The organism is Pseudomonas fontis, assembly GCF_028656955.1.
GTDB lineage: Bacteria > Pseudomonadota > Gammaproteobacteria > Pseudomonadales > Pseudomonadaceae > Aquipseudomonas > Aquipseudomonas fontis.
In genome coordinates, this window is the sequence record NZ_JAMDGY010000016.1 from 94,463 (window position 1) to 115,270 (window position 20,808).

20 protein-coding genes are annotated in these 20,808 nt (G+C 63.8%); 9 read left to right on the plus strand and 11 right to left on the minus strand.

Annotated features, from left to right (window positions below):
* Window positions 1-126: 126 nt before the first annotated feature.
* Genes dapE through M5G11_RS06420 form a run of 3 tightly spaced genes read left to right on the plus strand, consistent with a single transcriptional unit; the run spans window position 127 to window position 2,487 of the window.
* Window positions 127-1,278 carry a succinyl-diaminopimelate desuccinylase gene (gene dapE / locus M5G11_RS06410; RefSeq protein ID WP_273908670.1) on the plus strand — a complete coding sequence of 384 codons (1,152 nt, stop codon included), beginning with the start codon at window positions 127-129 and terminating at the stop codon, window positions 1,276-1,278.
* Window positions 1,278-2,090, plus strand: coding sequence for a putative RNA methyltransferase (locus tag M5G11_RS06415; RefSeq protein ID WP_273908668.1), 813 nt, complete (start codon window positions 1,278-1,280; stop codon window positions 2,088-2,090). Before dapE ends, M5G11_RS06415 begins: the two co-directional genes overlap by 1 nt.
* 19 nt (window positions 2,091-2,109) lie before the next feature.
* Window positions 2,110-2,487, plus strand: coding sequence for a hypothetical protein (locus tag M5G11_RS06420; protein ID WP_273908666.1), 378 nt, complete (start codon window positions 2,110-2,112; stop codon window positions 2,485-2,487).
* A gap of 85 nt (window positions 2,488-2,572) precedes the next feature.
* Here M5G11_RS06420 and M5G11_RS06425 read toward each other — a convergent pair whose 3' ends face one another.
* A complete protein-coding gene (locus M5G11_RS06425) occupies window positions 2,573-2,782 on the minus strand; it encodes a cold shock domain-containing protein (protein ID WP_273908664.1) in 210 nt (69 codons plus the stop codon).
* A 223-nt stretch (window positions 2,783-3,005) separates the two neighbouring features.
* On the opposite strand from M5G11_RS06425, the gene plsB reads away from it, so the two are divergent.
* Genes plsB through M5G11_RS06440 form a run of 3 tightly spaced genes read left to right on the plus strand, consistent with a single transcriptional unit; the run spans window position 3,006 to window position 6,672 of the window.
* Entirely contained in the window at window positions 3,006-5,504 is a 2,499-nt protein-coding gene (gene plsB, locus M5G11_RS06430) for a glycerol-3-phosphate 1-O-acyltransferase PlsB (RefSeq protein ID WP_273908662.1), read from the plus strand.
* A 46-nt stretch (window positions 5,505-5,550) separates the two neighbouring features.
* Window positions 5,551-5,949, plus strand: a complete 399-nt coding sequence (locus M5G11_RS06435) for a YbaY family lipoprotein (protein WP_273908660.1) — start codon at window positions 5,551-5,553, stop codon at window positions 5,947-5,949.
* A 33-nt stretch (window positions 5,950-5,982) separates the two neighbouring features.
* Window positions 5,983-6,672: a DUF4197 domain-containing protein gene (locus tag M5G11_RS06440; protein ID WP_273908658.1), complete on the plus strand. Its 690-nt coding sequence runs from the start codon at window positions 5,983-5,985 to the stop codon at window positions 6,670-6,672.
* A 122-nt stretch (window positions 6,673-6,794) separates the two neighbouring features.
* Here M5G11_RS06440 and M5G11_RS06445 read toward each other — a convergent pair whose 3' ends face one another.
* From M5G11_RS06445 to M5G11_RS06455, 3 genes are all read right to left on the minus strand, one after another.
* On the minus strand, window positions 6,795-7,112 hold the full coding sequence (locus M5G11_RS06445; RefSeq protein ID WP_273908657.1) for a type 1 fimbrial protein: 318 nt from the start codon (window positions 7,110-7,112) through the stop codon (window positions 6,795-6,797).
* 70 nt (window positions 7,113-7,182) lie between these two features.
* The gene (locus tag M5G11_RS06450; protein ID WP_273908656.1) at window positions 7,183-10,248 is read right to left on the minus strand and encodes an efflux RND transporter permease subunit; all 3,066 of its coding nucleotides are present in this window, start codon (window positions 10,246-10,248) and stop codon (window positions 7,183-7,185) included.
* 6 nt (window positions 10,249-10,254) lie between these two features.
* Entirely contained in the window at window positions 10,255-11,355 is a 1,101-nt protein-coding gene (locus M5G11_RS06455) for an efflux RND transporter periplasmic adaptor subunit (RefSeq protein ID WP_273908655.1), read from the minus strand.
* Between the two features lie 182 nt (window positions 11,356-11,537).
* Here M5G11_RS06455 and M5G11_RS06460 point away from each other — a divergent pair, with 182 nt between their 5' ends.
* Complete coding sequence (locus M5G11_RS06460) at window positions 11,538-12,173, plus strand: TetR/AcrR family transcriptional regulator (RefSeq protein ID WP_273908654.1); 636 nt, start codon at window positions 11,538-11,540, stop codon at window positions 12,171-12,173.
* Here the strand turns inward: M5G11_RS06460 and M5G11_RS06465 are convergent, their stop codons facing one another.
* Window positions 12,174-12,956, minus strand: coding sequence for a class I SAM-dependent methyltransferase (locus tag M5G11_RS06465; protein ID WP_273908653.1), 783 nt, complete (start codon window positions 12,954-12,956; stop codon window positions 12,174-12,176).
* 95 nt (window positions 12,957-13,051) lie between these two features.
* Between M5G11_RS06465 and M5G11_RS06470 the strand changes: the two genes are divergently transcribed.
* Window positions 13,052-13,678 carry an energy transducer TonB gene (locus M5G11_RS06470; RefSeq protein WP_273908652.1) on the plus strand — a complete coding sequence of 209 codons (627 nt, stop codon included), beginning with the start codon at window positions 13,052-13,054 and terminating at the stop codon, window positions 13,676-13,678.
* A gap of 114 nt (window positions 13,679-13,792) precedes the next feature.
* Here M5G11_RS06470 and M5G11_RS06475 read toward each other — a convergent pair whose 3' ends face one another.
* From M5G11_RS06475 to ppc, 6 genes are all read right to left on the minus strand, one after another.
* Window positions 13,793-14,623, minus strand: a complete 831-nt coding sequence (locus M5G11_RS06475; RefSeq protein WP_273908651.1) for an isocitrate lyase/PEP mutase family protein — start codon at window positions 14,621-14,623, stop codon at window positions 13,793-13,795.
* Window positions 14,624-14,655: 32 nt separating this feature from the next.
* Complete coding sequence (locus M5G11_RS06480) at window positions 14,656-15,525, minus strand: DUF72 domain-containing protein (protein ID WP_273908648.1); 870 nt, start codon at window positions 15,523-15,525, stop codon at window positions 14,656-14,658.
* A 3-nt stretch (window positions 15,526-15,528) separates the two neighbouring features.
* The gene (locus M5G11_RS06485; protein WP_273908646.1) at window positions 15,529-15,825 is read right to left on the minus strand and encodes a hypothetical protein; all 297 of its coding nucleotides are present in this window, start codon (window positions 15,823-15,825) and stop codon (window positions 15,529-15,531) included.
* A gap of 130 nt (window positions 15,826-15,955) precedes the next feature.
* On the minus strand, window positions 15,956-16,630 hold the full coding sequence (gene tsaB / locus M5G11_RS06490) for a tRNA (adenosine(37)-N6)-threonylcarbamoyltransferase complex dimerization subunit type 1 TsaB (RefSeq protein WP_273908645.1): 675 nt from the start codon (window positions 16,628-16,630) through the stop codon (window positions 15,956-15,958).
* A gap of 89 nt (window positions 16,631-16,719) precedes the next feature.
* Complete coding sequence (gene adk / locus M5G11_RS06495; RefSeq protein ID WP_273908641.1) at window positions 16,720-17,370, minus strand: adenylate kinase; 651 nt, start codon at window positions 17,368-17,370, stop codon at window positions 16,720-16,722.
* A gap of 268 nt (window positions 17,371-17,638) precedes the next feature.
* Window positions 17,639-20,266: a phosphoenolpyruvate carboxylase gene (gene ppc, locus M5G11_RS06500; RefSeq protein ID WP_273908639.1), complete on the minus strand. Its 2,628-nt coding sequence runs from the start codon at window positions 20,264-20,266 to the stop codon at window positions 17,639-17,641.
* 134 nt (window positions 20,267-20,400) lie between these two features.
* On the opposite strand from ppc, the gene M5G11_RS06505 reads away from it, so the two are divergent.
* Window positions 20,401-20,745, plus strand: a complete 345-nt coding sequence (locus tag M5G11_RS06505) for a pilin assembly protein (protein WP_273908820.1) — start codon at window positions 20,401-20,403, stop codon at window positions 20,743-20,745.
* Window positions 20,746-20,808 lie beyond the last annotated feature (63 nt).

Sequence of the window (20,808 nt, forward strand, 5' to 3'; positions counted from 1 at the left end):
CCCGCTTCTGGCAAGGCTGCGCCTTGCATCGCCGGCAACGCCGGCTCCCACAGAGTCCTCATACCCCCCGATTTGCTATAAGATAACGCCCCTTCCCTGTGCCCAGCCTTGCCCCCGGAGTCTTTCATGACGGCCCCAGCCGCACTCTCGCCTACCCTTGAACTGGCCTGCGACCTGATCCGTCGCCCCTCGGTGACCCCGCTCGACTTCGACTGCCAGAAACAGATGATGCAACGCCTGGGCGCTGCCGGCTTCCTGCTCGAGCCGATGCGCATCGAGGACGTCGACAACTTCTGGGCTACCCATGGCACCCAGGACGGTCCGGTCCTGTGCTTCGCCGGCCACACCGACGTGGTCCCCACCGGCCCGGTCCAGGCCTGGCAGAACGACCCGTTCGACGCGCTGATCGATGCCGACGGCATGCTCTGCGGTCGCGGTGCGGCCGACATGAAAGGCAGCCTGGCGGCAATGATCGTCGCCACCGAACGCTTCGTCGCCGACCACCCGAACCACAAGGGCAAGATCGCCTACCTGATCACCAGTGACGAAGAAGGCCCGGCCCACCACGGCACCAAGGCCGTGGTCGAGATCCTCGCCGCACGCAACGAGCGCCTGGACTGGTGCATCGTCGGCGAGCCGTCGAGCACCACCCTGGTCGGTGACGTGGTCAAGAACGGCCGTCGCGGCTCGCTCGGCGCCAAGCTGACCGTACGCGGCGTACAAGGCCACGTGGCCTACCCGCACCTGGCGAAGAACCCGATCCACCTGGCCGCCCCGGCGCTGGCCGAACTGGCCGCCGAACACTGGGACGAAGGCAACAGCTTCTTCCCGCCAACCAGCTTCCAGATCTCCAACCTCAACTCCGGCACCGGCGCCACCAACGTGGTGCCAGGCGACCTGACCGCGCTGTTCAACTTCCGCTTCTCCACCGAGTCCACGGTGGAAGGCCTGCAAGCGCGTGTCGCGGCCATCCTCGACAAACACCAGCTGGAATGGAGCATCGACTGGGCGCTGTCCGGCCTGCCGTTCCTCACCGAGCCGGGCGAGCTGCTGGACGCCGTATCAGCGAGCATCCAGGCGGTCACCGGCCGTGAAACCAAGGCCTCGACCAGCGGCGGCACCTCGGATGGGCGCTTCATCGCCACCATGGGTACCCAGGTCGTCGAGCTGGGCCCGGTCAACGCGACCATTCACCAGGTCAACGAGCGTGTACTGGCCAGCGACCTCGATGTCCTGACCGAGATCTACTACCAGACCATGACCCGGCTGCTCGCCTGATGCTCATCTGCCCCCTTTGCAGTGCCGCGCTGAGCGCGGCCGACAACGGTGTCGCCTGCCCCGCCGGGCACCGTTTCGACCGCGCCCGCCAGGGCTACCTGAACCTGTTGCCGGTGCAGCACAAGAACAGCCGCGACCCGGGCGACAACCAGGCCATGGTGGAAGCCCGCCGCGACTTCCTCAATGCCGGCCACTACGCCCCGGTGGCCCGCCGCCTGGCCGAACTGGCCGCCGAGCGCGCCCCCGGCCGCTGGCTGGACATCGGCTGCGGCGAGGGTTACTACACCGCGCAAATAGCCGACGCCCTGCCCCAGGCCGACGGCTATGCCCTGGATATCTCCCGTGAAGCGGTCAAGCGCGCCTGCCGGCGCAACCCGGCGCTGACCTGGCTGGTGGCGAGCATGGCCCGCGTACCGCTGGCCGATGCCAGCTGCCAGTTCCTCGCCAGCGTGTTCAGCCCGCTCGACTGGCAGGAGGCCAAGCGCCTGCTCAGCCCAGGTGGCGGCCTGATGCGGGTCGGCCCGACCAGCGGCCACCTGATGGAGCTGCGAGAGCAGCTCTATGATGAGGTGCGCGACTACAGCGACGACAAGCATCTGGCCCTGGTGCCCGAAGGCATGGTCCACGCCCACAGCGAGACCCTGACCTTCACCCTGAGCCTGGTCACCCCGGCCGACCGTGCCAACCTGCTGGCGATGACCCCGCATGGCTGGCGCGCCAGTGCGCAAAAACGCACGCGCGTGATCGAGCAGCCAGAGCCTTTAGTGGTGACGGTATCGATGCGTTACGATTATTTTGTGCTGCAAGACTGAGCCGCACCTGGAGAACCCCATGCGCCAACCCGATATCGAGATCTACCTGAAAGACGCTGACGTCGATCACAAACAGATCGCCGCCTGGCTCGGTGCCGCACTGGGTGAGTGCAGCGACTGGACGCAAAAAGGCCAGACCTACAAGTGCACGGCCGGGGGCATTGCTGTTACCTGGTTACCGAAGGCTGTAGGGAAATGGAACAGCTTGTACCTGGAAAGTGACAAAACCCCGTGGGACGACGACATCGCCTGTGCCCGCGCCGCCTTTGCCGCGCTCAATGTCGAAGTGCGTTGTGCACCCGGCAGCTGGGTCGAGGAAGAAGGTGAAGAAGATGCCGATCGCTGGATCCGCATCAGTGCCGACGGTGAAGAAGAGATTACCTGGCGCACCAGCTGATCGCTTTACGAAAGCCCCGTCCCGGTGATCCGGCGACGGGCCTTTTCGCTGATAAGGTGTCTCGCGGCAAACTTGTGGTTCGCGCTTACAACCCTACAACATCCTCAGCCTGCAAGCCTTTCTGGCCTTGAGTCAGGTTGTATTCAACCTGTTGGCCTTCAATCAGGGTGCGATGCCCTTCACCGCGGATCGCGCGGTAATGAACGAAGACGTCTGCACCGTCCCCACGCTGAATGAAGCCATAACCTTTCGCGTCATTGAACCACTTAACACTTCCAGTCTCACGAGACGACATCTGAACTACTCCGGATTTTTATTTTGGAATCGCCTTGTTAACGCAGGGCTCTCCTGCCCCACGCTTACGCCGCTTGCCGATTCAACCTGCAAGTGGCGGACCGAGTATAAGACAGCCAGGAAATATTTTTTATGACCGGGTCGCTTTTTGCTGAACTTGCGCGGATACGGCACACTAACCGACCGAGCAAGTACTCGAAATTATTATCCAGAGCACACACCGTATGACCCGTTCACCTCTGCGCCGCCTGATCTTCGGCGCCCTGCGCCGCCTGTTGTACCTGTGGGTTCGCTCCGAGACGATCAACCAGTCTTCCTTCACCCTGAACCTGGACCGCAGCCGGCCAGTGTTCTACGCCTTGCAGTCGCCGTCGTTGACCGACCTGGTGGTGCTCGACCGCGAGTGCACCAAAGCAGGGCTGCCACGCCCGGTATTGCCCGTGGCCGTGGGCACGCTGATGGAACCTGCCGCCTTCTTCTACCTGACCCCCGAACCCGACTGGTTCGGCCGCCAGGACAAGCGCGGCGCCCCGCCGTCCCTGGCGCGGCTGGTGAATGCGGTGAACCAGCAGCCTGAACAGGATGCGCAGATCATTCCGGTCAGCGTGTTCTGGGGCCAGTCGCCGGCCAGTGAAAACAGCCCGTGGAAGCTGCTGTTCGCCGACAGCTGGGCCGTGACCGGGCGCCTGCGTCGCCTGCTGACCATCCTGATCCTGGGCCGCAAGACCCGCGTGCAGTTCTCCGCGCCGATCCACATGCGCGAGCTGGTCGATCACAACAAGGGCCATGAACGCACCGTGCGCATGGCCCAGCGTCTGTTGCGGGTGCATTTTCGCAACCTGAAGACCGCCGTGATCGGCCCGGACATCTCGCACCGGCGCAACCTGGTCAAGGGCCTGGTCCACGACCCGCTGGTGCGCCAGGCGATTGCCGATGAAGCCGAGCGCGAGAAGATCCCGCTGGCCAAGGCTGAAGCCACGGCCCTGCGCTACGGCAACGAGATCGCCTCGGACTACACCTACACCGCCATCCGTTTCCTTGAAGTGGTGCTGAGCTGGTTCTGGAACAAGATCTACGACGGCATCAAGGTCAACCATATCGAGCAGGTCCAGGCCATCGCGCCGGGGCATGAAGTCATCTATGTGCCCTGCCATCGCAGCCATATCGACTACCTGCTGCTCTCCTACCTGTTGTTCCGCAACGGCCTGACCCCGCCGCACATCGCCGCCGGGATCAACCTGAACATGCCGGTGATCGGCGGCCTGCTGCGGCGCGGCGGGGCATTCTTCATGCGCCGCACCTTCAAGGGCAACCCGCTGTACACCGCCGTGTTCAACGAATACCTGCACACCTTGTTCACCAAGGGCTTCCCGGTGGAGTACTTCGTCGAAGGTGGCCGTTCGCGTACCGGCCGCATGCTGCAACCGAAAACCGGCATGCTGGCGATCACCCTGCGCAGCTTCCTGCGCTCCTCGCGCACGCCCATCGTCTTCGTGCCGGTGTACATCGGCTATGAGCGCGTGCTGGAAGGCCGTACCTACCTCGGTGAGCTGCGTGGCGCGACCAAGAAGAAGGAGTCGATCTTCGACATCTTCAAGGTCATCGGTGCACTCAAGCAGCGCTTCGGCCAGGTCGCGGTCAACTTCGGCGAGCCGATCCGCCTGGGGCAGTTCCTTGACCAGCAGCAACCGGGCTGGCGCGAGCTGGATCACGGCCCGCAATTCAAGCCGGCGTGGCTCAACGAGGCCACGTCGCGCCTGGGTGAAAAAGTCGCCCAGCACCTGAACGAAGCCGCCGCGATCAACCCGGTCAACCTGGTGGCCCTGGCCCTGCTCTCGACCACTCGCCTGGCCCTGGACGAACGTGCCCTGGCGCGGGTGCTCGACCTGTACCTGGCGTTGCTGCGCAAAGTACCCTACTCGCCGCACACCACCCTGCCTGAAGGCGATGGCCTGGCGCTGATCAGCCATGCCCGTGGCATGGACCTGCTCGCCGAGCAACAGGACGCCCTGGGGCGCATCCTGTACCTGGACGAGCAGAACGCGGTGCTGATGACCTACTACCGCAACAACGTCCTGCACATCTTTGCCCTGCCGGCATTGCTGGCGAGCTTCTTCCAGAGCAGTTCGCGGATGAGCCGCGAGCTGATGCTGCAGTACACCAAGGCGTTGTACCCGTACCTGCAATCGGAGCTGTTCATCCGCTGGTCCAGCGACGAACTCGACGGCGTGGTCGACCAGTGGCTGGAGGCCTTCGTCGAACAGGGCCTGCTGCGTTTCGAGAATGGCGTGTACCTGCGCCCGGCCCCGAGCTCACGGCAGTTCGTGCTGCTGACCCTGCTGGCGCGGGCGATCACCCAGACCCTGCAGCGGTTCTACATGGCAACGGCGCTGCTGCTCAACAGCGGGCAGAACACCCTGAGCGCCGAAGAGCTGGAAGACCTGTGCGTGGTCATGGCCCAGCGCCTGTCGATCCTGCATGGGCTCAATGCCCCGGAATTCTTTGACAAGAGCCTGTTCCGGCATTTCATCCAGACCCTGATCGAGCAAGGCGTGCTGCGCCCGGATGAAGCCGGCAAGCTCGGCTACCATGAGAAGTTGAGCGAGCTGGCGGAAGGCGCGGCCAAGCGGGTGCTGTCGGCGGAGATTCGCCTGTCGATCCGCCAGGTGGCGCTGCACCGCAACGAAGAGCCGGGGGATACCCCGGCCATTGAACCTGTTTAAGTGAAAACGGGCGCCACTCAATGGCGCCCGTGCAAAGGAGAGAGTAATGAAGAAATTGACCCTGGCCGTCCTCGGCACCCTGCTCGCCGCGTGCAGCAGCACCCCGGCACCGACCAAGGCCAGCCTGGATGGCGAAGTGTTCTACCTGCAACGCATCGCCTTGCCACCGGCAGCAACATTGACCGTGAGCCTGCAGGACGTCTCGCTGATGGACGCTCCGGCGGTGACCCTGGCCAGCCAGAACGGCCCGGTCAAAGGCCAGGTGCCGCTGCCGTTCCACCTGAGCTACGACCCGGCGCAGATCAAGCCTGGCCACCGCTATTCGGTGAGCGCGCGCATCGAGCTGGATGGCAAGCTGCTGTTCATCAATACCATGCACCATGGCGTCCAGCTTGATGGCAGTGATGCCCAGCCGGTGCGCATCCAGGTCGACCAGGTCCGTTGATCGTTCGTCTTCAGTTGAGATAAGGAAATTGTCATGTTTCGTCCTGCTTTGACCTTTACCGGCCTGTGTGCCGGCCTGCTGCTGTCGGCCAGCGCACTGGCGCTGTCGCTCGGCGACCTGTCGCAAAAAGACGCCACTGGCGGCCTGAAGGACGCCCTGACGCAAGGTGCGCAGGTTGCCGTCAAGCAACTCGGCACCCCGGGTGGCTTCAGCGCCAATCCGGAGGTACGTATCGAGTTGCCGGGTAGCCTGGGCAAGGTGGCCAAGAAGCTCAAGACCTTTGGCATGGGGGCCCAGGTCGAAGAGCTGGAAACCAGCATGAACAAGGCGGCTGAAGCGGCCGTGCCACAGGCGCAGGCGCTGCTGGTGGATGCCGTGAAGAAGATGAGCGTTGAAGATGCCAAGGGCATTCTCAGCGGTGGCAAGGATTCGGCGACCCAGTACCTGAGCAAGAGCAGCCGCGAACAGATCCGTGCCAAATTCCTGCCTATCGTCAAGCAGGCGACCGACAAGGTGGGCCTGGCGCAGCAGTACAACAAGTTTGCCGGGCAAGCGGCATCTCTCGGCGTAGTGGATGCAAATAGCACCAACCTTGAAGGCTATGTAACCGAACAAGCGCTCAATGGTTTGTTCGAGATGATCGGCAAGCAGGAAGAGGCGATTCGCCAGAACCCTGCGGCAGCGGCGACCAGCCTGGCCAAGAAGGTCTTTGGCACGCTCTAAGACGCAAACTTTGTAGCCGCTGCCGTCAGGCTGCGCTGGAGTCCGCAAGGGCTCCCAACAGCTGCGCCTGCGTTGCAGGCGAGCGCAGCCTGGCGGCAGCGGCTACAGGTTTACGTGAACGCTCAGGGTGATGTCAGCGTAATCAGGTAACTGCCCGTACGGATCCGAGCCCCTGCACTGTCAACCAACTGGTATTGCCCCTCCTCCCCCCGCACCGCACGCAGCCGCACCGGCTTGCCTGCGCCGGTAACCCGCTCCACGTTCAGTGCACTGCTGGGCAGCGGCACCGGGCAACTCATCTTCAAGGTAGACCCCGGCTGCAGACCGCCAGCACAGCTACGCTCGACAATCGCCCCCTGAAAATGAATCACACCTTGCGCCTGCACCGTTGCGGCCAGGCACACCCCGATTGAAACAACAACGCCATGCCATGAATTCATGTCGCGTGCTCCTTATCTGAATGAGCACTGTGTTGTCCCTTGCACAGTGAATCTCATCCAGCATAGCCGCTCACACTTTCTTGACCCTGAACCACGCCGCATACAACGCCGGCAAGAACAGCAAGGTCAACGCCGTCGCCACGATCAACCCACCCATGATCGCCACCGCCATCGGCCCGAAGAACACGCTGCGCGACAGCGGAATCATCGCCAGCACCGCCGCCAATGCCGTCAGCACAATCGGTCGGAAGCGGCGTACCGTCGCCTCGATGATCGCCTGCCACTGGTCCAGGCCGGCCTTGATGTCCTGCTCGATCTGGTCCACCAGGATCACCGAGTTGCGCATGATCATCCCCGACAGCGCAATCGTCCCCAGCATCGCCACAAAGCCGAACGGCTGCCGGAACACCAGCAGGAACAAGGTCACTCCAATCAGCCCCAGCGGCGCAGTCAGGAACACCATCACCGTGCGCGAGAAACTGCGCAACTGCAGCATCAGCAAGGTCAGCACCACCACGATGAACAGCGGCACGCCGGCGTTCACCGACTTCTGCCCACGGGTGGAATCTTCCACCGTACCGCCCACTTCCAGCAGGTAGCCGTCCGGCAGTTCCGCGCGCACCCCATCGAGGGTCGGCAGGATCTGCTTGACCAGGGTCACCGGCTGCTCTTTGCCGTAGATATCCGCACGCACCGTCACGTTCGGCAGGCGGTTGCGGTGCCAGATGATGCCTTCCTCGAAGCCATATTCCAGCGTGGCGATCTGCGACAACGCCACGCTCTGGCCGTTGTCGGTCGGCACCGCCAGGCTTGGCAGCGCAGACAGCTCGTTACGCTCCTTCGGCGTGCCACGCAGCAGGATCTCGATCAACTCGTTGTCTTCGCGGTACTGGCTGACGCTGGAGCCGGTCAGCGAGCTTTGCAGGAAGGTCGACAGTGCCGAGGTACTCACCCCCAGCGCCCGCGCCCGCTCCTGGTCGATGTTCAAGTAGACCACCTTGCTCGGCTCTTCCCAGTCCAGGTGCACGTTCACCACATGCGGGTTCTCGCGCACTTTGGCCGCGACCTTGCGCGCCAGCGCCCGCACCTGCTCGATATGCTCGCCAGTCACGCGGAACTGCACCGGGTAGCCAACCGGTGGGCCGTTCTCAAGACGGGTGACCCGTGAACGCAACTCCGGGAACTGCTCGTTGAGGATCGCAATCAGCCAACTGCGCAGCTCTTCACGCTCTTCGATGGTCTTGGCCAGCACGACGAACTGGGCAAAGCTTGCGGCCGGCAATTGCTGGTCCAGCGGCAGGTAGAAGCGCGGCGAGCCGGTGCCCACGTAGGCTACATAGTTGTCGATGCCGGTATGCTCCTTGAGCATCGCCTCCAGCCGCTTGACCTTCTCGGTGGTGTTGCTCAGCGACACGCCTTCCGCCAGCTTCAGGTCGACCATCAGCTCCAGTCGCCCGGAAGCCGGGAAGAACTGCTGCGGTACAAAGCGGAACAACAGGATGCTGCCAATGAACAGGCCGATAGTCAGCACGATCACCGTCTTGCGCCGGCGTACGCACCAGCCCACCAGGCGACGCACGCGCTGGTAGAACGGCGTGCCGTAGGGGTCGGGGCCGCCTTCATGGCTGCCGTGCTTTTCGGCGTGACGCTTGGCCAGGTCCGGCAGCAGCCGCTCGCCCAGGTACGGCACGAACACCACCGCCGCGACCCAGGAGGCCAGCAGGGCAATCGTCACCACCTGGAAGATCGATCGGGTGTACTCGCCGGTGCCCGACTGCGCGGTGGCAATCGGCAGGAAGCCCGCCGCCGTGATCAACGTACCGGTGAGCATCGGGAAGGCCGTGCTGGTCCAGGCATAGCTGGCCGCCTTGAAGCGGTCAAAACCCTGCTCCATCTTGATCGCCATCATTTCCACGGCAATGATCGCGTCATCCACCAGCAGCCCCAGCGCCAGCACCAGCGCGCCGAGGGAAATCTTGTGCAAGCCGATGCCCAGGTAATACATGGTGGCGAAGGTCATCGCCAGCACCAGCGGGATGGCCAGCGCGACCACCAGGCCGGTACGCATGCCCAGGGAGAAGAAGCTCACCAGCAGCACGATGGCCAGCGCCTCGACCAGTACCTGGACGAACTCGCCCACGCCGGTCTTCACCGCCGCTGGCTGATCCGATACCTTGCGCAGCTCCATGCCGGCCGGCAGGTTCTGGGTGATGCGGGCAAAGTCCGCTTCCAGTGCCTTGCCCAACACCAGGATGTCGCCACCCGGTTTCATCGACACGGCCAGCCCGATGGCATCCTCGCCCATGAAGCGCATACGCGGTGCCGGTGGGTCGTTGAAGCCACGGTAGACCTTGGCCACATCGCTGATATGGAAGGTGCGGTCGCCCACCCGAATCGGGAACTGCTCGATCTGCTCCACGGTATTGAAGCGCCCGGTCACGCGCAGTTGCAGGCGTTCACTCGGGGTTTCGAAGAAGCCTGCGGTACTCACCGCGTTCTGCTCTTCCAGGGCCTTCTGCACGGCCGCCAGTGGCAGGCCGAGGGTGGCCAGCTTGAGGTTGGACAGCTCGATCCAGATCTTCTCGTCCTGCAAACCGAGCAACTCGACCTTGCCGACATCCTTGACCCGTTGCAGCTGGATCTGGATACGGTCGGCATAGTCCTTGAGCACCGCGTAGTCAAAGCCTGCGCCGGTCAACGCATAGATATTGCCGAAGGTGGTGCCGAATTCATCGTTGAAGAACGGCCCCTGGATACCCGGCGGCAAGGTATGCCGGATGTCGGCAACCTTCTTGCGGATCTGGTACCAGAGCTCGGGGATATCAGCCGAATGCATCGAGTCGCGGGCCATGAAGGTGACCTGGGACTCGCCAGGGCGGGAGAACGAGACGATCTTCTCGTACTCGCCGGTCTCCATCAGCTTCTTTTCAATGCGCTCGGTGACCTGGCGCGAAACTTCTTCGGCACTCGCGCCCGGCCAGATGGTGCGGATGACCATGGCCTTGAAGGTAAATGGCGGGTCTTCACTCTGCCCCAACTTGGTGTAGGACAAGGCGCCGACCACAGCCAGCAAAATCATCAGGAACAGTACGATCTGGCGATTGCGCAGCGCCCAGGCGGAAAGGTTGAAACCCATCGGGACTTACTCCTTGGCCGCCAGATTCACCACACGGTTGGACCGGTCCACCGGTCGCACTTGTTCACCTTCGTGCAGCACATGGCCGCCGGCGGCCACTACCCAGTCCGAAGCGTTGAGGCCTTCCAGCACGGGCACGGTCTTCTCACCGTAGGCACCCAGACGCACCGGCACGCGCTTGAGGGTGTTGTTGCCATCGACCCGCCAGACATAGGCCTGGCCGTTCTCCGCGCTGACCGCCGACAACGGCACCGCCAGCGGCACCTGTTCGGCATGCGCGATGAATACCCGGGCGCTCTGCCCCAGCTCTGCCGGGACCTTGCCGGCGCTGAAGGCAATGCGCGCGGCGAAGGTGCGCGAGCGCGGGTCGGCGGCCGGCGAGAGTTCGCGGATGCGCCCGTCAAAGTGCGCGTCTGGCTGCGACCACAGTTCTACCGTGACCGGCTGGCCAACCTTGAAGCGGCCAAAATTCTGCTCCGGCAGGCTGATCAGGACTTCGCGCTCACCATCGGCAGCCACGGTGAACACCGTTTGCCCTGCGGCGACGACCTGCCCCACTTCAACCTGGCGCTTGGCGACGACGCCATCCTGCGAAGCACGCAACACCGCATATTCAGCCTGGTTGCCGGCCACATCGAATTCGGCACGCACCTGTTTGACCCGGGCCAGGCCCGCGCGGTAAAGGTTTTCGGCATTGTCGTACTGGGAATGGCTGACCATCTGCTTGTCGAACAGGGTCTTGTAGCGATCACGCTCGGCCTTGACCAGGTTCAGGTTGGCCTCGGCGGCGGCAACCTGGGCCCGCGTGGCCTCCAGTTGCAGGCGTACGTCTTGCGGGTCCAGTTCGGCGAGGGCCTGGTTGGCCTTGACCCGCTGGCCCTCCTCCACCAGCCGTCGGCTGACCTTGCCACCAATGCGGAACGCCAACTCCGGCTCGAAGCGCGCGCGCACCTCGCCAGGGTAACTGTCGACCGCCGCCGTGGCCGGCTGCGGCTGTACCACCATGGCCGGGCGGATGCTGGTGGTCGGTGCGCTTTCCTGGCCGCAAGCGGTCAGCAAAAGGCCCAGCGTAAGGGGCAGAGCGAGGGGCAAGGCGAGGCGCAACATGATGGAGGACCTTTCGCAAATGACACTTCGAATATTTATACTGGCGGGTATATTAAATCAGCGAACCGATAGCGGGAAGCGGATATCTCAGAGATATTCCCGACCAGCCACGCCCAGATTTGCCCACGCGCCGCAGCCCGGCGATGTACCCTGTCCACTTGTCACAACTGCACACCACTCTTATGCCCAATGTTTCCGCTGTCTCCATCGGCCCCGGCCGGCCCAAGGACCTGGTCAAGCGCCAGGCCATCCTCGACGCCGCCAAGGCCCTGTTTCTGACCCATGGCTATGCCAGCACCAGCATGGATGCAGTCGCGACAGCGGCAGGTGTTTCAAAACTCACGGTCTACAGCCACTTCACCGACAAGGAGACGCTGTTTGTCTCGGCCATCGAAGCCACCTGCACGGCGCAACTGCCGGAGCTGATCTTCGAGCTGCCCGAGGGGGTGCCGCTGGAGGCGGTGCTGTTCAAGATTGGTTGCGGCTTCCAGGCGCTGATCAGCAGCGACCATTCGGTGAAGCTGACCCGTCTGATCATGACCCTGGGCACCCAGGACCCCAAGCTCAGCCAGATTTTCTTCGAGGCAGGCCCGTTGCGGGTCCTGCGCGAGATGGAGGCGTTGCTGCTGCGCGCTGACCAGCGTGGCCTGCTGCACATCGAGCAACCGGCCAAGGCCGCCGAGCATTTCTTCTGCCTGCTCAAGGGGGCTGCAAACTACCGCCTGCTGCTCGGCTATGCCCCGGCGCTGGATGCCGAGGCCGCCGAGGCGCATGTGCGCGAAGTGGTGACCATGTTCCTCAGCGCCTATCGCCCGTGATCAGGCCTTGAGGGCCTTTTTCGGGTAGATGTCGTAGCGGCTCGACTTGCCTTCGAGGCTATGGCTCGGCTTGGGCCCGTCGATGATCGGCGCCTTGCGTGGGCGCTTGACCACCACGCGGTGGGTCGCCAGGGCCAGGGCGGCCTCCAGCAGTGCCGGGGCATCCAGGTCGTCGCCGACCAGTGGGCGGAACACGCGCATTTCCTTCTTCACCAGCGCGCTCTTGTCGCGGTGCGGGAACATCGGGTCGAGGTAGATGACCTGCGGTGCTTCGCCCTCCCAGTTGCGCATGCGCTCGATGGAGTTGCCGTTGAGCAACTGCATGCGCGCGACGATCTGCCCGACTTCATGGTCTTTCGCCGCGCGCGCCAGGCCGTCCTCGAGCAAGGCCGCCACCAGCGGCTGGCGCTCGATCAACTGCATCTCGCAGCCCAGGCTGGCCAGCACGAAGGCATCCTTGCCCAGCCCTGCCGTGGCATCGAGCACCCGCGGGCGCACGCCCTGGGCGATGCCGACGGCCTTGGCGATCATTTGCCCGCTGCCGCCACCGAATACCCGGCGATGCGCCGCCGCGCCTTCGACGAAGTCCACGCGTACCGGGCCTGGTGCCTGCGGGCCGAGTTGCTGGATCTGCAAACCGTCGTCGCCCACCTGCACGGCGAACGCTGCCGCGTCGTCCTGCAAGGGCAGGCCCAGGCGGGCTGCCCACTGCTCGGCTTGCGCCTGATAATCAGCGGTCAGCGCCTCGACCCGAATCCCGCCATCCGCCTGTTGCTCCACCATGACTTTCCACACTCAAAAAAATTAAATGATCGTCGGCCGCTGCCGATAACCCAGTTACTCGCTATTTTGCCAGACCCGGACAGCCTTCGACTGTTATGACTGACATTCTTCAACTCTCCCCCGGTATTTTGTCGCCAGTTGGCGACTTCAGCCGGCACAACGTCCAGACCCACGGCGGCGCCAGCCACCTGTGGCAGGCGTTCTACGCCCAGGCGTTGGCCGAGCAGCAGGCGGTTGAGGGTGACAAAGCCGAGGCCTTGCCGACGCTGCAGAGCATGGATGTCGCGACCGCTGAGCCAGTGGCCGGCGGCCAGGCCCTGGCGCAGATCCACAGCCAGCGCCTGTGCGATGTGCATGAAACCCAGGTGGCTCCGCCAGAGCCGCTGTTCCTGCCGATTGCCGAATTCGAGATGGAGCTGCTGGACAAGCCTGCACCGCCGTTCAGTGCGGTGGAGCTGATCGAGCAGCAGCGTCAGCTGGATATCAGCAACAGCTGGGTACGCCCGGTGGTCATGAGCCAGGGGCATCCGTTGCCGGAGCCGGGCCCTGCGGGCCAGGCTTATCCATTGCACCTGCCGATTGCCGAGTTCGAGATGGACCTGCTGGACAAGGCGCCGGAGCCGATTGACCAGGCGACCCTGGTCAAGCAGCAGAAAGCGCTGGAATTCGACCTGCAATGGGCACGGCCGGTGGTGCTGAACAACGTACGTATCGCTGCCTGATCGTCGCCGCTGCCGCCAGGCTGCGCTCGACTGCAACGCAGGCGCCGCCCTTGGGAGCCCTCACGGGCTCCAGCGCAGCCTGACGGCAGCGGCTACAACATCCTCGACAACCATTCAGCGCCGGAACAGGTCGTTGAGCTGGGCAAAGCCCAGGGCCTGCTCGGCATAGTCGAAATGCCCCTCATCGTGAATGCCCTGCGCCGCGCGCAAAGCCGCACCATACGCCGCCCGCGCCAGCGACGAACCCACACTGATGCGCTTGACGCCCAGGTCCTGCAACTCCCCCACACTCAAGCGCACACCACTCAAGCCCATCACCACATTGACCGGCTTGGGCGCGACCGCCCGCACCACCAGCGCAATCTCTTCAGCCGTACGCAAACCCGGGGCAAACAACACGTCAGCACCGGCCTCGGCGAACGCCTGCAAGCGCTTGATCGTGTCATCCAGGTCCATGCGCCCATGCAGCAGGTTCTCCGCACGCGCGCACAACATGAACGGGAACGCCAAGCTGCGCGCCGCAGCCACCGCCGCCTCAACCCGCTCAAGCGCATGATGGAAGCTGTAGATCGGATCGTCCGCACGGCCGCTGGCATCTTCAATCGAGGCCCCCACCAGCCCGACACCCGCCGCCTGCACGATGGCCTCGGCGCAGCCCTTAGGGTCATCGGCAAAGCAGTTCTCCAGGTCCGCCGCCACCGGCAAGGCCGTGGCATCGACGATGGACTGGGCATTGGACAGGGTCTCCGGCAGGCTCATCGCACCCTCGGCATCCGGGCGCCCCAACGAGAACGCCAGGCCCGCACTGGTGGTGGCCAGCGCCTCGAAGCCCAGGCTCGCCAGCAGCTTCGCGGAGCCGGCATCCCAGGGGTTGGGTATGACAAAGGCGCCAGCACGCTCATGCAGGGCTTTGAAGGCTTCGGCACGCAGGGTTTGCACATCCATGGTCACGGCTCCCGGTCAGGCGGCAGGTGCGCTCAGAGCAGGCCCAGTTGCTCGACCTCTGGCGCCCTGTCCAGTTCAGGCAAGGCCGGCAAGCCGGGCAGGCGCTCCATCAGGCCGCGATGAAAGCGCTGGGCCAGGGCTGCGGCCAAGCGGTTGTCGGCAGTATGCAGGAAAACATAGGGGCTGCGACCCTCCTCGATCCAGGCCGCTACCTTGTCCAACCATGGCAGTAGAAACGGCTCGTTGGCAGCAAGTTCCGGGTGGCCGATAAAGCGCACCTGCGGGTGCTGGCTGAAGGCGGTGGGGCGTGGTGGCACGCGTGGCTTCTTCGATTGCGCGTGCAGCACCTCTGGCGTTTGCGTGGTGCAGCTGAACAGCGCACGCGGGTCGAGGCAGATGCGCTCGATGCCGCGCTCAAGCAACAGACGATTGAGCAGGCGCTCCTCCTCGCCCCTGGCAAAGAACGCCTGGTTGCGCACTTCTACCGCAATCGGCACACCGACCTCATCGAGAAAGTTCACCAGCTCGCCCAGGCGCGCCGGCCCGAAGCTTGCCGGCAGCTGCAGCCAGTACGGCGCAACACGCGCGCCCAGGGGCTTGAGCAACTGGATGAAGGTCTGTGCGGCCGTGAGTTGCGCACGCAGGTCACCGCCATGGCTGATGTCGCCGGGGAACTTGGCAGTGAAGCGAAAATGCGCGGGCATGGTCTGCGCCCAGCGCTCGATGGTTGCGGGGGCCGGGCGCGCATAGAAGGTCGTGTTGCCCTCTACCGCATTGAACACCTGGCTATACAGGCCGAGAAAATCGCCGGTTTTCGCATCAGCCGGATACAGGTACTCGCGCCAGGCGTTTTCGCTCCAGGACGGGCAACCAAGAAAATAGGGAAAGGTTGAAAGGCTCATGCCTCAAATGTACAGGTCCAACCCCAGTACTTCCATGTCCCAGTCGACAAAGCCTGCGGTGGTCAGGTAGGCGGTGAGCGCGTGCTTGGTGCGCTTGTCACGCACACGGGGGAAGATCATGTCCTGCGGGCGGGCCGGCAGGCCACCGCTGCGGCTGGCACTGGTACTGGTACTGGCTTGCTGTACTTCGTATTCGCCCGGCAGGTCCTCTTCAACGTCCACCGAATCATCACGCACCGGGGCTTTACGCAGCGGGCGCTTGATCGGGTAAGACTGTGAGGAAAAGCCGTCGATACGCATGAAAGATTACTCAGGACCAATGATGGCAATTTAGCGGCACCTGAGTTCCTTCGCAAATGCCTGAGTGATAACTGGACCACAGATCAGGCAAAAGGTTTTACTTTGTTTGGCGATAACCGACCAAATGCACCTACGGTTTTTTTGGCGTCGCAACTTTGTCGCGAAGGTAGACGGGCTGGGCCTGATCGGCCGGTACGGCCTCGCCACGGGCGAAGGCAAAGCCGGCCAGGGTCAGCAGGTCGAGGGCATGCGGCAGCATGCTGGCATCCTGGCCCGTGACCGACACTGGCAAGCGATCTGCATAGCCCCAACCGGTGCCTGCACCGAACCAGTCGCCAGTGACGCCGGCCGGCACACTCACCTGCTCAGGTGGCAGTACCGCTTCGCCACCGAGCAGGCGCATTTCGCCGGCGTCGGCCTGGTAGCAGCCCCAGTACACCTCGTCCATACGAGCATCGATGGCGGCCGCCACCTGCTGCGCGCCATGCTCGCGATAGGCGCGCTGGGCCAGCAAGGCCAGGTTGGAGACCGGCAGCACCGGGCGCTCCAGCGCAAACGCCAGGCCCTGCACCACGCCGATGGCGATTCGCACACCGGTGAACGCACCCGGGCCACGGCCGAAGGCGATGGCATCCACTGCAGACAGGCCGATGCCGGCTTCAGCCAACAGGGTCTGGATCATCGGCAACAGCTTCTGCGCGTGCTGGCGCGGGATCACCTCATAGTGGCTAAGCACCTTGCCATCATGCAGCAGGGCAACGGAGCAGGCTTCAGTGGCAGTATCCAGGGCCAGCAAGGTGGTCATCGGGGGTTCCAGGCGAAAGATAAAAGAGCGGCATTATAAACAACAACGGCCCGCAAGCGGGCCGTTGTTCTGCACATCCGAGGGATGGATCAGCTCAGCGCAGTCAGCACCTTGGCGGTGATGGCTTCAACCGAACCAACACCTTCGATGTGGCTGTACTTCGGCTTGCCGCCATTGGCAGCCGAGAGCTTCTGGTAGAAGTCCACCAGCGGCTTGGTCTGGTCGTGGTAGACCGACAGGCGATGACGCACGGTTTCTTCAGTGTCGTCTTTGCGCTGTACCAGGTCGTCACCGGTCTCGTCGTCCTTGCCAGCCACTTTAGGCGGGTTGTAGACCACGTGGTAGACGCGACCCGAGGCTTCGTGAACGCGACGGCCAGCGATGCGTTGCACGATCTCTTCGTCGGCAACGGCGATTTCAACCACGGCGTCCAGCTCGACACCGGCAGTCACCAGGGCTTCAGCCTGGGGAATGGTGCGCGGGAAGCCGTCGAACAGGAAACCGTTCTTGCAGTCAGCCTGGGCGATGCGGTCCTTGACCAGGTTGATGATCAGCTCGTCGGAGACCAGCTTGCCAGCGTCCATGATCGACTTGGCTTCCAGGCCCAGCGGGGTGCCGGCCTTGACCGCAGCACGCAGCATGTCGCCAGTGGAGATCTGCGGAATACCGAACTTTTCGGTGATGAACTTTGCCTGAGTACCTTTACCGGCCCCGGGAGCTCCCAGCAGAATTACGCGCATCTTGTGCTCCTCATTTTTTTGTAAGCAAATCAATGGATTCGCCACGTTGGGCCAATCCCAGAAATCGGGTCATGACCAAGATTTTGGTCAAAAGGCTGCTCAAGATACACAGCACACAAGGACCATACAAGCGGTCGAAAGTTGGAAAAAGCCGCTGCCTGTGACCCTTTGGGGGCAAGGTTGCGCCGGGCGCAACCGGATTCCCCGGCAGTGCTGCCTGTTGTTGCCCTGGGGGAAAGCAGCCCCGACTGCTCTCCCCGTGCAGGCCTCAACCGGTGTTGCGCAGCCCCGCCGCAATACCCGCCACAGTTACCAGCAATGCCTGCTCCAGAGGGCTGTCCAGAGCGGCTTCGCGCCCGCGAGAGCGGGCCAGCAGGTCAGCCTGCAATAGATGTAGCGGATCAAGGTAGGTGTTGCGCAGACGGATGAATTCCAGGGTCTCGGGGCTGTGCGCCAGTAGCACCGGTTGCCCGGTCAGACCCAGTACCACCTGGCACGCCTGCGACAATAGGTCGCGCAGATGCGCACCCAAAGGTCGCAGTTCCGGTTGCACTAGACGTTCGTCGTAGGAGCGTGCGATCTCGGCATCGGCCTTGGCCAGGACCATCTCGAGCATATCGATGCGGGTGCGGAAGAACGGCCATTGCTCACGCATTTCGGCCAGCAGCGGGCCTTGTCCACGGGCCAGGGCATTGTTCAGCGCGGCCTCCCAGCCGAGCCAGGCGGGCAGCATCAGGCGGGTCTGGGTCCAGCCGAAGATCCACGGGATCGCCCGCAGGCTTTCGATGCCGCCGGCGCGGCGTTTGGCCGGGCGGCTGCCCAGCGGCAGGCGACCGAGTTCCTGCTCTGGCGTGGACTGGCGGAAGTATTCGACGAACTCGGGGTTGTCCCGCACCACGCCGCGATAGGCCTTGACGCCATCGGCGGCCAACTGGTCCATCAGCTCGCGCCAGGCCGGTTGTGGCGGCGGCGGTGGCAGCAGGGTTGCCTCCAGTACTGCGGCCAGATACAGGTTGAGATTCTGCTCGGCGATGTCTGGCAGGCCGAACTTGAAGCGGATCATCTCGCCCTGTTCGGTGGTACGGAAGCGCCCGGCCACCGAGCCCGGTGGCTGCGACAGGATCGCCGCGTGCGCGGGGCCGCCGCCACGCCCCACGGTGCCGCCACGGCCGTGGAACAGTAGCAGTTCAACTTGCTGCTCGCGACAGATGCGCACCAGGGTTTCCTGGGCCCGATACTGCGCCCAGGCGGCGGCCGTGGTGCCGGCGTCCTTGGCGGAATCGGAATAGCCGATCATCACTTCCTGCGGCCCGTGCAACGCGGCGCGATAGCCCGGCAGGCCGAGCAGGCGCTCCATCACCGGGCCGGCGTTGTCGAGGTCGGCGAGGGTTTCGAACAGCGGCACCACGCGCATGGGCCGCCTTACGCCGGCCTCCTTGAGCAGCAGTTGCACCGCCAGCACATCCGAGGCGGCACCGGCCATGGAGATGACGTAGGAGCCTAGCGATGCGGCCGGGGCAGCAGCGACTTCACGGCAGGTCGCGAGCACTTCGGCGGTGTCCGCTTGCGGCTTGAAGTCGCTGGGCAGCAAGGGCCGGCGGTTGTTCAGTTCGCGCTGGAGGAAGGTGATGCGTTCGTCTTCATCCCAGTCCTCATAGCGACCCAGGCCCAGGTACTCGGTGATTTCACTCATGGCGCCGGCATGCCGGGCGGCGTCCTGGCGTACGTCCAGGCGTACCAGGAACAGGCCGAAGGTCACCGCGCGGCGCAGGCAGTCGAGCAACGGGCCGTCGGCAATCACGCCCATGCCGCAGGCGTGCAGCGACTCGAAGCACAGCAGCAGCGGCTCGAACAGCTCGCGGTTGTCTTGCAGCACTTCGGCGCTTGGCGCCTGTGTCGTGGTCAGCGCCGCCTGGGCCCAGCTACGGGTGACCCGCAGGCGTTCGCGCAGTTGCTTGAGCAGTGCCCGATAGGGTTCGGCGGATTCGCCGACCTTGGCCCGCAGCGCTTCGCTGGCTTGCTGCATGGACAGCTCGGCGGCCAGTGCATCGATGTCGCGCAGGAACAGGTCGGCGGCCATCCAGCGGGCCAGCAGCAGTACTTCGCGGGTGACCTTGGCGGTGACATTCGGGTTGCCGTCACGGTCGCCGCCCATCCAGGAGGCGAAGCGGATCGGCGCGGCCTCCAGCGGCAGGCGCAGGCCGGTGGCGGCGTGCAGGGCCTTGTCGGCCTTGCGCAAGTGATGCGGGATGGCTTGCCAGAGTGAGTGTTCAATGACCGCGAAGCCCCACTTGGCTTCGTCTACCGGGGTGGGACGGGTGCGGCGGATTTCTTCGGTGTGCCAGGCTTCGGCGATCAGGCGTTGCAGGCGTTCGCGGATCTGTTCGCGCTCGGCGGGGGTGAGGTCGCGGTGGTCCTGTGCGGCCAGTTGTTCGGCGATGGCGTCGTACTTCTGGATCAGCGTGCGCCGGGCGACTTCGGTGGGGTGTGCGGTGAGCACCAGCTCGATGCTCAGCTTGCCCAACTGGCGTGCCAGGGCGTCGTTGCTATGGCCGGCGGCCTTGAGCCGGGCCAGCAGTTCGGGCAGTACCTGTGCTTCGAAAGGTTCGGGCTGGTCGGCATCGCGGCGGCGGATCAGTTGGTACTGTTCGGCGATGTTGGCCAAGTTGAGGAACTGGTTGAAGGCGCGGGCCACGGGGAGCAGTTCGTTCTCGTCGAGGTCGTCGAGGCTGGAGCTCAGTTGCTCGGCGCTGCCGCTGCGGTCGGCCTTGGCACTGCGGCGGATAGCCTCGATCTTTTGCAGGAAGGCTTCGCCGTACTGTTCACGCACGGTGTCGCCCAACAACTCGCCCAACAAGTGAACATCTTCACGCAAGCGCACATCGATATCGGTCATCAGCCTTGTCTCCGGCATTCGGGAAAACAGCTCTGGGGCCAGAGTGCCCCAGTACCGGTCATGCTTTCAAGGCGGAGCAATGGGTGGGAGGTGGCTACGCTGAAGGTATGTCCATGGATTTGCGCGAGGGTGTCATGAAGATTCGTGAGCTGGTCGAGCAGTGGGAGCAGAGTGCCAAGGGTCAGTTGAGCCCCACTGGCGTTGAGTTGCATCTGGATGTGGAGGCGTCGGCACGGCTGGCGGCCTTGGCGTACATGTATCCGAAGCGGCGGCCGGAGGAATTGCTCGGTGAGCTGGTGGGGGCGGCGCTGGAAGAGCTGGAAGCGAGTTTTCCGTATGTGCGGGGGCAGCAGGTGATTGCCACGGATGAAGAGGGGGATCCGGTGTATGAGGATGTGGGGCCTACGCCTCGGTTCTTGACGTTGTCGCGGCGGTATTTGCAGGAGATGAGTGCTGGGCGGGATGACTCCAGTTCTTGATTCTGATTTACGTGAACTTATCCATTTGATTTTGTTTGTTTTTATGGCCCCTTCCGCCCTTAC

What these genes read in the sequence shown, in the direction of transcription:
- dapE (WP_273908670.1), top strand. Translation starts at nt 127, where the DNA reads ATGACGGCCCCAGCCGCACTCTCGCCTACCCTTGAACTGGCCTGCGAC.
- M5G11_RS06415 (WP_273908668.1), top strand. Translation starts at nt 1,278, where the DNA reads ATGCTCATCTGCCCCCTTTGCAGTGCCGCGCTGAGCGCGGCCGACAAC.
- M5G11_RS06420 (WP_273908666.1), top strand. Translation starts at nt 2,110, where the DNA reads ATGCGCCAACCCGATATCGAGATCTACCTGAAAGACGCTGACGTCGAT.
- M5G11_RS06425 (WP_273908664.1), bottom strand. Translation starts at nt 2,782, where the DNA reads ATGTCGTCTCGTGAGACTGGAAGTGTTAAGTGGTTCAATGACGCGAAA.
- plsB (WP_273908662.1), top strand. Translation starts at nt 3,006, where the DNA reads ATGACCCGTTCACCTCTGCGCCGCCTGATCTTCGGCGCCCTGCGCCGC.
- M5G11_RS06435 (WP_273908660.1), top strand. Translation starts at nt 5,551, where the DNA reads ATGAAGAAATTGACCCTGGCCGTCCTCGGCACCCTGCTCGCCGCGTGC.
- M5G11_RS06440 (WP_273908658.1), top strand. Translation starts at nt 5,983, where the DNA reads ATGTTTCGTCCTGCTTTGACCTTTACCGGCCTGTGTGCCGGCCTGCTG.
- M5G11_RS06445 (WP_273908657.1), bottom strand. Translation starts at nt 7,112, where the DNA reads ATGAATTCATGGCATGGCGTTGTTGTTTCAATCGGGGTGTGCCTGGCC.
- M5G11_RS06450 (WP_273908656.1), bottom strand. Translation starts at nt 10,248, where the DNA reads ATGGGTTTCAACCTTTCCGCCTGGGCGCTGCGCAATCGCCAGATCGTA.
- M5G11_RS06455 (WP_273908655.1), bottom strand. Translation starts at nt 11,355, where the DNA reads ATGTTGCGCCTCGCCTTGCCCCTCGCTCTGCCCCTTACGCTGGGCCTT.
- M5G11_RS06460 (WP_273908654.1), top strand. Translation starts at nt 11,538, where the DNA reads ATGCCCAATGTTTCCGCTGTCTCCATCGGCCCCGGCCGGCCCAAGGAC.
- M5G11_RS06465 (WP_273908653.1), bottom strand. Translation starts at nt 12,956, where the DNA reads ATGGTGGAGCAACAGGCGGATGGCGGGATTCGGGTCGAGGCGCTGACC.
- M5G11_RS06470 (WP_273908652.1), top strand. Translation starts at nt 13,052, where the DNA reads ATGACTGACATTCTTCAACTCTCCCCCGGTATTTTGTCGCCAGTTGGC.
- M5G11_RS06475 (WP_273908651.1), bottom strand. Translation starts at nt 14,623, where the DNA reads ATGGATGTGCAAACCCTGCGTGCCGAAGCCTTCAAAGCCCTGCATGAG.
- M5G11_RS06480 (WP_273908648.1), bottom strand. Translation starts at nt 15,525, where the DNA reads ATGAGCCTTTCAACCTTTCCCTATTTTCTTGGTTGCCCGTCCTGGAGC.
- M5G11_RS06485 (WP_273908646.1), bottom strand. Translation starts at nt 15,825, where the DNA reads ATGCGTATCGACGGCTTTTCCTCACAGTCTTACCCGATCAAGCGCCCG.
- tsaB (WP_273908645.1), bottom strand. Translation starts at nt 16,630, where the DNA reads ATGACCACCTTGCTGGCCCTGGATACTGCCACTGAAGCCTGCTCCGTT.
- adk (WP_273908641.1), bottom strand. Translation starts at nt 17,370, where the DNA reads ATGCGCGTAATTCTGCTGGGAGCTCCCGGGGCCGGTAAAGGTACTCAG.
- ppc (WP_273908639.1), bottom strand. Translation starts at nt 20,266, where the DNA reads ATGACCGATATCGATGTGCGCTTGCGTGAAGATGTTCACTTGTTGGGC.
- M5G11_RS06505 (WP_273908820.1), top strand. Translation starts at nt 20,401, where the DNA reads ATGAAGATTCGTGAGCTGGTCGAGCAGTGGGAGCAGAGTGCCAAGGGT.